The following is a 7707-nucleotide window of genomic DNA, read 5'->3' on the forward strand; positions in this document are numbered from 1 at the left end:
CGGATCGTGACGGACGACGCGACCTTCGCCTGGCTGTGCGACGTCTTCGTCTCACCGGACGCTCGAGGTCAGGGCATCGGGAAGGCGCTCATGGCGGGAATCGTCGCCGACGTCGAACCGCTCGGCGTCCGGCGTATCATGCTCGCCACTGCTGACGCGCACGGACTGTATGCACAGTTCGGATTCGAGGGTGTCCGCGCGCCCGAGAAGTACATGGTTCTCGGGGCCCACTGAGCTGGCTGCATGGGTGTCGGCGCGGAGCGGTACGCTCGCGGCATGCATCGCCTCACGCGGGACGAAGCGCGCCGAATCGCTGTGCGCGCCCAGTTACTGGATGCCGATCGTCCCGGCGATGTCGTCGAGGTCGCCGAGCAGCTCGGCAGCATCAAGATCGATCCGACAGTGACCATCGCGCCCGCGGAGCAGACCGCGTTCTGGAGTCGGATCGGATGGGGGTACGAGCCCGGGCAGCTCAAGAAGGCCGTCGAAGACGATCGCCTGCTGTTCGAGTTCGATGGTCGGTTCTTCGCGTCCAGCCTGATGCCCGACATGGTCGCGTTGATGCGCGCCCGGCAGCTGCGTGCCGCGTCTCGCGAATACCTCGAGGCGAACGCCGCCTTTCGCAAGGACGTGCTCGCTCGGCTCCGCGCGGAGGGGCCGCTGCTGGCATCCGAGATCCCTGACACGAGCGTGGTGCAGCGCAGCAACGAGAGCGGCTGGTACGGATCGAACCAGGTGCCACGGATGCTCGAACTGCTGTCGGTCATCGGCGAGGTGGCCGTGGTTCGACGTGAGAACCGGCAGCGCGTGTGGGACCTTGCCGAGCGGCTGTACGGTCCCGATGACGGGTCCATCACCGCAGAGGAAGCCGAAGAGCGGTTGCAGCAGCGGCGCCTTCATGCCGCGGGTATCGCGCGACAGAAGTCGCCCTGGAGCGAGGTCGGTATGGCGGGGGAGCCGGCCGAGGTCGAGGGGAGCGCGTGGAAATGGCGAGTCGACCCCGAGGCGATCGCCGCGCTGGGAGATGACCCGGGTGGCCGGGTCGCGATCCTCAACCCGTACGACCGGATGCTCTTCGACAGGCCGCGCCTCGCTGAACTGTTCGACTTCGAGTTCATCCTCGAGCAGTTCAAGCCCAAAGCCCAGCGTGTGTACGGCTACTTCGTGCATCCGATCCTCATCGGTGACCGTTTCTCTGCGCTGATGGATGCCGAACTCGACAAGAAGAAAGAGAACCTCGTCGTCTCCGCGGTTCACGAACTGATCCCGTTCGATGACGAGGAACGCGAGATGGTGGATGCCGAGATCCGCGATCTCGGGGAGTGGCTGGGTGTTCCCGTGGTGTTTGCCTCGGGACGCAGGTAGACCCCGGCGCGTACCCTCGGATCATGGCGCACCGGATCTTCACGACGAGCTTCGCGTCGGTCTACCCGCTCTACGTTGCCAAGGCAGAGCGCAAGGGCCGGTCGAAAGGCGAGGTCGACGAGATCATCGCCTGGCTGACGGGTTTCGACGACGAGGCTCTCGCGCAGCATCTCGAACGTGAGACCAGCTTCGAGGAGTTCTTCGCGGATGCCGACCTCAATCCGCGCGTCTCGGCGATCACCGGCGTCGTCTGCGGCGTTCGTGTGGAAGAGATCGAGGATCCGCTGATGCAGAACATCCGCTACCTCGACAAGCTGATCGACGAACTTGCCGAGGGCAAAGCAATGCCGAAGATCCTCCGGGAGGCGTGACGGTGCCTCTCGTCGACCACCTCGCCCTGACTGTCGACGACGTGCCCGCCGCCGCGAGCCAGTTCGAACCTGTGCTCCTCGCGCTCGGGTACACCCGAACGGATGCCGGCAGCATCGTGTTCTGGACCTGTCCAGGAGAGTCCGAACTCATCTTCTATCCAGCGCGCGAGCCGGGGACGGGCCCGCACCGCCACGGTCGGGTCGGCTGGCAGCACCTCGCGTTCGCGGTCGGCTCGCGCGCCGAGGTTGACCGACTCCACGAGATCGCGGTCCGCGCTGGGTGGACGATCGTGCGTGACCCGAAGCCGTACCCGCGCTTCACGCCCCGCTACTACGCATCCTTCGTCGAGGACGCCAACGGTATCCGCATCGAGTTCATGCACAACCCACCGCGGGAGTCGACGGACTGACTGTGCCCCGGAGCGCCGGGACCGCTCGTCGGGCCCTGCTGCTCAAGGACGCAGTCGCGTAGTCGGCCCCGCCCTCTGCCTGACGGCAGAGCGTCGGATGGCTCTGGCGCCGAGCCGCGATCGGCCATAGCGGTATCTCGGTATCTCCGGGTCGGCCCTCCGTTCAGTCGCGCCCTGACGTTGGTCACGAGACCCGGAAGTCGCGCGAAGGCGCGACCGAGTGACGGTGCTCAGTATCTCCGGGCACGAGGTGTTCTTCGGTCGCGCCTTCGTGCGGGTCACGGGCGGCGACACCCGCATTTCGGCGCGACTGAAGAAGGACGTCCTAGCTCACGGCGGTTTAGACCGCCGGGCACTGCCTGATCCCTCGCGCTGGTCGGGGCGGCGAAGAGGCATCGGGTACGATGGACAGGCTGTTCTGGTGACGTGTCTGAGCGGCCTAAGGAGCACGATTGGAAGTCGTGTGTGCGTGCAAGCGCACCGTGGGTTCAAATCCCACCGTCACCGCCATTGTCCTGAGCCGCGTCACCGTTTACGAACGGGTCGCGGCTCAGGGCTTTTTCGTCTAGCCGCGGGTGAACAGGCCGAACACGAGCGAGCGCGGCGCGACGAGAGCGATGGAGCGTCGAGCAGGAGACGCCGCCAGCATCACCTGCCCCCGAACGTCTCGTGCCGCACGCACAAGCGTCCCGCGCTCGGTTCCCTCACCGCCAATCCGGGCCCCCGACGCCGTGCGGGCACCTGCCAGTGCATACGACTCGCGTTCGATAGCCGACACGAGTATGGACATGGCATCCGCATCAACGCCATGCTCTCGCACGAGCCGGTCCCCGAGCATCCGCGGGGTGTCGCTACCTGCCACGCGGATGCCGAGATCTACCGCCGTATCCCGAACGATTGCCCACGCGGCAACCGCATCACCGCGCGCGGCCGAAGCAAGCCGCCGCCGTCGGCGCAGCTCAGCCACAACTCCCGGCGCCGCCAGAAGAGCAAGCAGCCCCATCGCGAAGGCTCCCCAGCCAAACGCCGCCAGGTTGCGCTGCAGGGGAAGGGGAACCGTGGCATTCGGGGTGTCGAGGTTCTCGGAGAGGGCCGACCGCGTGGGTTGCGGCGTCGCCGACGGCGCAGATGACACCGTCGGCGTGGGGCCAGCCGCATCATCCTGCGCGGCATCCGTGGCCGAGCCGAACCGCGTCGCCGTTCCGAGGCTGTTGGTGGGTTCGAACGCGACCCAGCCGATCCCATCGAAGTAGACCTCGGGCCACGAGTGAAGCTGTCCGCTGAGCACCGATCGCACGTTCTGCCCGTCGACGACGGTGCTCGTGTTGACGCCGGGCAGGTAGCCCACGACGATCCGGGAGGGCATGTCGAGAGTTCGGGCCATCAGTGCGAACGCCGACGCGTAGTGCACGCAATACCCCGACTTCACGTCGAGGAACGATGCCACCGCATCAGCGCCTGACCCATCGAACCCCTGCTCAACCGGGGCGTCGAGCGAGTACCGGAAGTCAGCCCCGCGGAACCACGACTGCATCGCGATCAGGGCGTCATAGTCGTTCGTGGTGCCAGCCGTGATCTCTCGCGCTGTCTGGGCGATGATCTCGGGAAGATTGTCAGGCAGAGCGGATGCCGTCTCCCGAACCCGGTCGGGGTTGGCATCCGCCGCACGGATTTGGTCGAGAGTTGGTTCAGGAACGCGGGTTTCGACGACATACGACTGCCCTTGGGTCGCGCCGTTCTCGCCCACCACCGTCCGATTGAGCGGCATCGTGTTCCAGGAGCCCGACAGGCCCTCGACGTCCACCGCGGGGAAGGGCACCGGGAGCCAGGATGACGAGAGATCGGTGATCTCGACAGTCGTGAGGTAATCCGCAATCTCGATCCCGGGGGACGCCTCGACCTCCCCGAAGGCGCGGGAGCTGTCCAGCGGAAGTGACCATGTGCGATCGGGTTGCCAGACGGCGCCGGTGAACTCGCTGAGCGTTGCCACGCGCAGGTACGGAGGCAGAGGCGCGGTCGAGCGCATCCGCAGGACCTCGATCTGCTCAGGGCGACGCAGATCCTGCCCGAGCGAGAGGGATGCGTCGATTCCCGCGGTACCGCTTCCGGATGCGACCCGGGGACCGGGCTGGGGGAGCGAGGGTGTGATGATGAGGGTCGCGACCAGAGCGAGAGCTCCGATACCTGCCGCGACGGCGGAGGCGCCGCTCGCGCGTCCACTCCTCGGTTCCCGGCCGCGGGTCTCGGCGCGAAGCAACAGCAACACAGCCGCCGCGAGCAGCGCGAACGACCAGAGGTTGACGGCGCTGGGCACCGTCAGAGCAGGGATCAGCGACACCGTGAACAGTGCGACACCGGCCAGCAGCGGCATCCGTGCTGTCAAGGCAATGTGATCCACAGCAATCGTGAACAGGCCCGCTGCCCCGACCACCAAGAAGCTCAAGGCCGGGGTCGGAACCATGGGGGCCGCGCTGTAGAAGATCTCCTCGGATGCCGTGACCACGAGGCCCGCTGCCTGATCCACGCTCGCAAAGACCGGGATGATTCCCCACAGCGCGGTCTCTCGCAGGAACACGACGGTGACAACGCCGATCGTGAGGGCAAGCTCGACCGCGCTGATGCCGATCGCCGACATCCGGGTACGGCGAAGCAAGAATCCTGTGACCATGATCGCCGCCGACAGCGCGAGGGTGCCCCAAATCCAGGCGCCGGGCGCGATGACTCGCGTCACCGGAAGAAGGGCGGCAACGATCCCGACCATCACCCCGATCGTCAGTAGTGCGTCAGAACGTCCGGTTCGCATCCCCCGCCAGCGGGCCCTGCGAGCAGCTCTCCATCGTGTCGACCAGCTCATCGCCTCTGACCCTGGTCTCGCGCGTCGTCCCACCAGCCGGGCATCTCGGGGCCCACGCGAATGGCCTGAACCCGCCACCCCAACTCCGCCGCTCGGTCGAAGGCGTCAGCGCTGGCGTCGGTGGCCAGCAGAATCGGCAGGGTCGTGTGTGCGCCGATCGGAGCGAGGGCGGCGACATCGGCCTCCGAGAGGGTGCCGGTAATGATGACGATCGGGCCGCTGCCGACGCGGGCGAAGGCGCGCGGTAAGTCATGGATGTTGTGCCCAGTGCCGGCGACGATGGTTGCGCAATCTGCGGCGAACGCGTCGAGGAGTGCTTTCTCGCCCGGTTCGATGGGCTCGTGGAGGGGTGTTCCGTCGCTCTCGAGCACGCTCACGGTGTAGCCGTCGTGGGACAGTTGCGCGACAGCCGACACGGTAGTGGCAACTGCCGCCTCGAAAGCGGGATCCTGCCCGGGCGCTGCGGCGGCCCCGGCGCCCCAGCGCGCATCGTCCCGGTCGATCACGACGACGGCATCCGGTGCAGCCTCATTCTCTTCCTGGCGCACCATGAGTCCGTCGTGGTGAGCTGACGCACGCCAGTGGATGCGGCGCATCGAATCCCCTGGCTGGTAGGGGCGGGCCAGCAGATTGTCCACGCCATGGCCGCGCTGCGTGTGGGTGGCGTGGAGCGCCCCACCCGCTGTCGCCGTCATCGCCCGCAGTGCCGTTACCTCGACCTGCGCGGGAGCGACCCGGACCGATTCGGCTTCGATCACGCGCACCGCGCGTCGGGCGAGCCCGAAGGGGTCTTCGGTGATGACCCGCAGCGGACCGAGAGCGTAGGTGCCACGCGTGCTGGGCGTCACGCTATATGTCACCGAGGCTGCCTTGTCGGCCCCGCCCCAGTTGAGGTCGCCCTCAAGCTCGCCGATGAAGACCGGGTCGGCGAGCTCGTGCCACCGTCCGGACCTGCCCATCATGCGCGAAGGCGGCCGGAGCGTCACCGTGACGGTCGTGGGTTTGCCGACCGTCGAGACGTCGGGAACGATCCGCCGAGGCGTGGCGGTGGGAGCCGCCCGAAACCAGAGCGATGCGAGACTCCCCGCACACACCACCACCATGAGGACACCGAAGAACATGAGTTCGACGACGCCGGTCTCTCCCGCGATCACGAACGAAGCGATGGCGAGGATCAGGGCACCGGTGCCCCGAGGCGTAAATGGCCACCAGCGCATGTCACCGCCGCGAGGCGAGCGGGACGCGGGCGCTTGCCGCGATCTGATCGAGGGCATCCGCCACCGCGGCTTCGCCGTGGTTGGCTCCGCCGGCTGCGCGTGTGGCGATCAGGCGGTGGGCGAACACCGGATGCAGGAGGCCGGTGATGTCGTCGGGGATGACAAAAGATCGTCCCTCCAGCGCTGCAGCCACCTTGGCAGCTCGAACGAGTTGCAGCGTCGCGCGCGGGCTCGCTCCGAGCTTCAGGTCGGGGTGAGCGCGGGTCGCCTGAGCGAGGGAAACGGTGTACTCCTCGATCGCGGGCGCCACATGAATATGCCGCGCCGCGACGATCAGCTCAGCCACCTCGTGGGTTGTGACGACGGGTCGGACGGATTCGAGCGGGTTGACTGTCTCACGCTGGCGCAGCATGAGGGTCTCGGCGCGTGCATCCGGGTAGCCCATCGAGATCCGCATCGTGAACCTGTCGCGCTGCGCCTCGGGAAGCGCGTACGTCCCCTCCATTTCGAGAGGGTTCTGGGTGGCGACGACCAGGAACGGGTGCGGCACGAGGTGTGTGTGCCCGTCGACGGTGACCTGCCGTTCCTCCATCGCCTCCAGCAGTGCGGATTGGGTCTTGGGGGAGGAGCGGTTGATCTCGTCGGCGATGACGATGTTGGCGAACACGGCACCCGGTTTGAACTCGAACTCACGCTCGATGGGGTTGAAGGCCGAAACACCGGTGACGTCGCCCGGGAGCAAGTCGGGCGTGAACTGGATGCGTCGCACCGCGGCGTCGATGGATGCTGCCAGCGCCCGGGCAAGCATCGTCTTTCCGACTCCGGGGACATCCTCAATAAGAAGGTGCCCCTCGGCGAGCAGGCAGATGAGTGCGCTGCGAGCCGCTTCCGGCTTGCCGTCGATCACGGATGTGATTGCCCCGAGGATCGCGTTGGTGACCTCGGCGAAGCGCTCCACGGCGATTGGCGGGCTTTCTGCGGTGACCCGCTCCTCGCGGATGACGCTTTCGGTCATGCCGACCCCCTCCGCCTGTGCGCGCGCCGCCTCGTCGGATATGCGGCGCCTCGTCGGTCGTTGCACAATCGTAACCTCGGCTGACCGAGTGCGGCTCTGGGAGGACGCCGCGAATCCCGGCGGGACGAATGGTTAGACTAGGGGAAGCTCTCCGCGCGGCGGCATCCAGGCCAACTCCCCCAGGACGGAAACGTAGCAAGGGTAACCAGGCTCTGCCGGGTGCGCGGAGAGTCTTTTCATGCCCGCGTGGTCCTGACGCAACGGGGCGTGAACATTCGGTTGCCTCGGGTTTTTCTCCGGTAGGCACCCGGCGGCGCCCCCGCGGTCGCACCTAGGCTGATGGGGTGGCGCAGAGCATCTTCATCACCTCGGCAGAAGGTCACTCCGGAAAGTCCACGATCGCCCTGGGGGTGCTCGATGCGTTGAGCCATGCCACCCCACGCGTCGGCGTGTTCCGAGCGATCGCCCGCTCGAC

8 protein-coding genes, 1 tRNA gene and 1 other RNA gene are annotated in these 7707 nt (G+C 67.0%); 7 read left to right on the top strand and 3 right to left on the bottom strand.

Going from position 1 to position 7707, the window contains the following annotated elements:
- From B3587_RS00890 to B3587_RS00910, 5 genes are all read left to right on the top strand, one after another.
- Nucleotides 1-234 (top strand): GNAT family N-acetyltransferase (locus B3587_RS00890; RefSeq protein ID WP_292725866.1); only part of this gene is annotated, 234 nt, incomplete at its 5' end.
- Nucleotides 235-276: 42 nt separating this feature from the next.
- Nucleotides 277-1365, top strand: a complete 1089-nt coding sequence (locus tag B3587_RS00895; protein WP_292725868.1) for a DNA glycosylase AlkZ-like family protein — start codon at nucleotides 277-279, stop codon at nucleotides 1363-1365.
- A gap of 23 nt (nucleotides 1366-1388) precedes the next feature.
- Nucleotides 1389-1736 (top strand): DUF2200 domain-containing protein, encoded by a 348-nt coding sequence (locus B3587_RS00900; protein ID WP_292725870.1) that lies wholly within the window; start codon nucleotides 1389-1391, stop codon nucleotides 1734-1736.
- Complete coding sequence (locus B3587_RS00905; RefSeq protein WP_228177984.1) at nucleotides 1733-2146, top strand: VOC family protein; 414 nt, start codon at nucleotides 1733-1735, stop codon at nucleotides 2144-2146. Before B3587_RS00900 ends, B3587_RS00905 begins: the two co-directional genes overlap by 4 nt.
- A 420-nt stretch (nucleotides 2147-2566) precedes the next feature.
- Nucleotides 2567-2656 (top strand) — tRNA-Ser (locus B3587_RS00910).
- A gap of 55 nt (nucleotides 2657-2711) precedes the next feature.
- Here the strand turns inward: B3587_RS00910 and B3587_RS00915 are convergent.
- The 3 genes from B3587_RS00915 to B3587_RS00925 are packed head-to-tail and all read right to left on the bottom strand — an operon-like array spanning nucleotide 2712 to nucleotide 7232.
- Nucleotides 2712-4949: a DUF3488 and transglutaminase-like domain-containing protein gene (locus tag B3587_RS00915; protein WP_292725873.1), complete on the bottom strand. Its 2238-nt coding sequence runs from the start codon at nucleotides 4947-4949 to the stop codon at nucleotides 2712-2714.
- A gap of 47 nt (nucleotides 4950-4996) precedes the next feature.
- Nucleotides 4997-6217, bottom strand: a complete 1221-nt coding sequence (locus B3587_RS00920) for a DUF58 domain-containing protein (RefSeq protein ID WP_292725874.1) — start codon at nucleotides 6215-6217, stop codon at nucleotides 4997-4999.
- Nucleotide 6218: 1 nt separating this feature from the next.
- A complete protein-coding gene (locus B3587_RS00925; protein WP_292725875.1) occupies nucleotides 6219-7232 on the bottom strand; it encodes an AAA family ATPase in 1014 nt (337 codons plus the stop codon).
- A gap of 142 nt (nucleotides 7233-7374) precedes the next feature.
- Here B3587_RS00925 and ffs point away from each other — a divergent pair.
- Nucleotides 7375-7471, top strand: an RNA gene (ffs, locus tag B3587_RS00930) — signal recognition particle sRNA small type.
- A gap of 105 nt (nucleotides 7472-7576) precedes the next feature.
- The coding region (locus tag B3587_RS00935; RefSeq protein ID WP_292725877.1) for an AAA family ATPase at nucleotides 7577-7707 on the top strand (131 nt) is incomplete at its 3' end.

The organism is Microbacterium sp. UBA837, from assembly GCF_002296025.1.
Taxonomy (GTDB): Bacteria; Actinomycetota; Actinomycetes; order Actinomycetales; family Microbacteriaceae; genus Microbacterium.

Bases quoted from the DNA above. Each gene is read 5' to 3' on its own strand.
- B3587_RS00895 (WP_292725868.1), top strand. From the start codon at position 277: ATGCATCGCCTCACGCGGGACGAAGCGCGCCGAATCGCTGTGCGCGCC.
- B3587_RS00900 (WP_292725870.1), top strand. From the start codon at position 1,389: ATGGCGCACCGGATCTTCACGACGAGCTTCGCGTCGGTCTACCCGCTC.
- B3587_RS00915 (WP_292725873.1), bottom strand. From the start codon at position 4,949: ATGCGAACCGGACGTTCTGACGCACTACTGACGATCGGGGTGATGGTC.
- B3587_RS00920 (WP_292725874.1), bottom strand. From the start codon at position 6,217: ATGCGCTGGTGGCCATTTACGCCTCGGGGCACCGGTGCCCTGATCCTC.
- B3587_RS00925 (WP_292725875.1), bottom strand. From the start codon at position 7,232: ATGACCGAAAGCGTCATCCGCGAGGAGCGGGTCACCGCAGAAAGCCCG.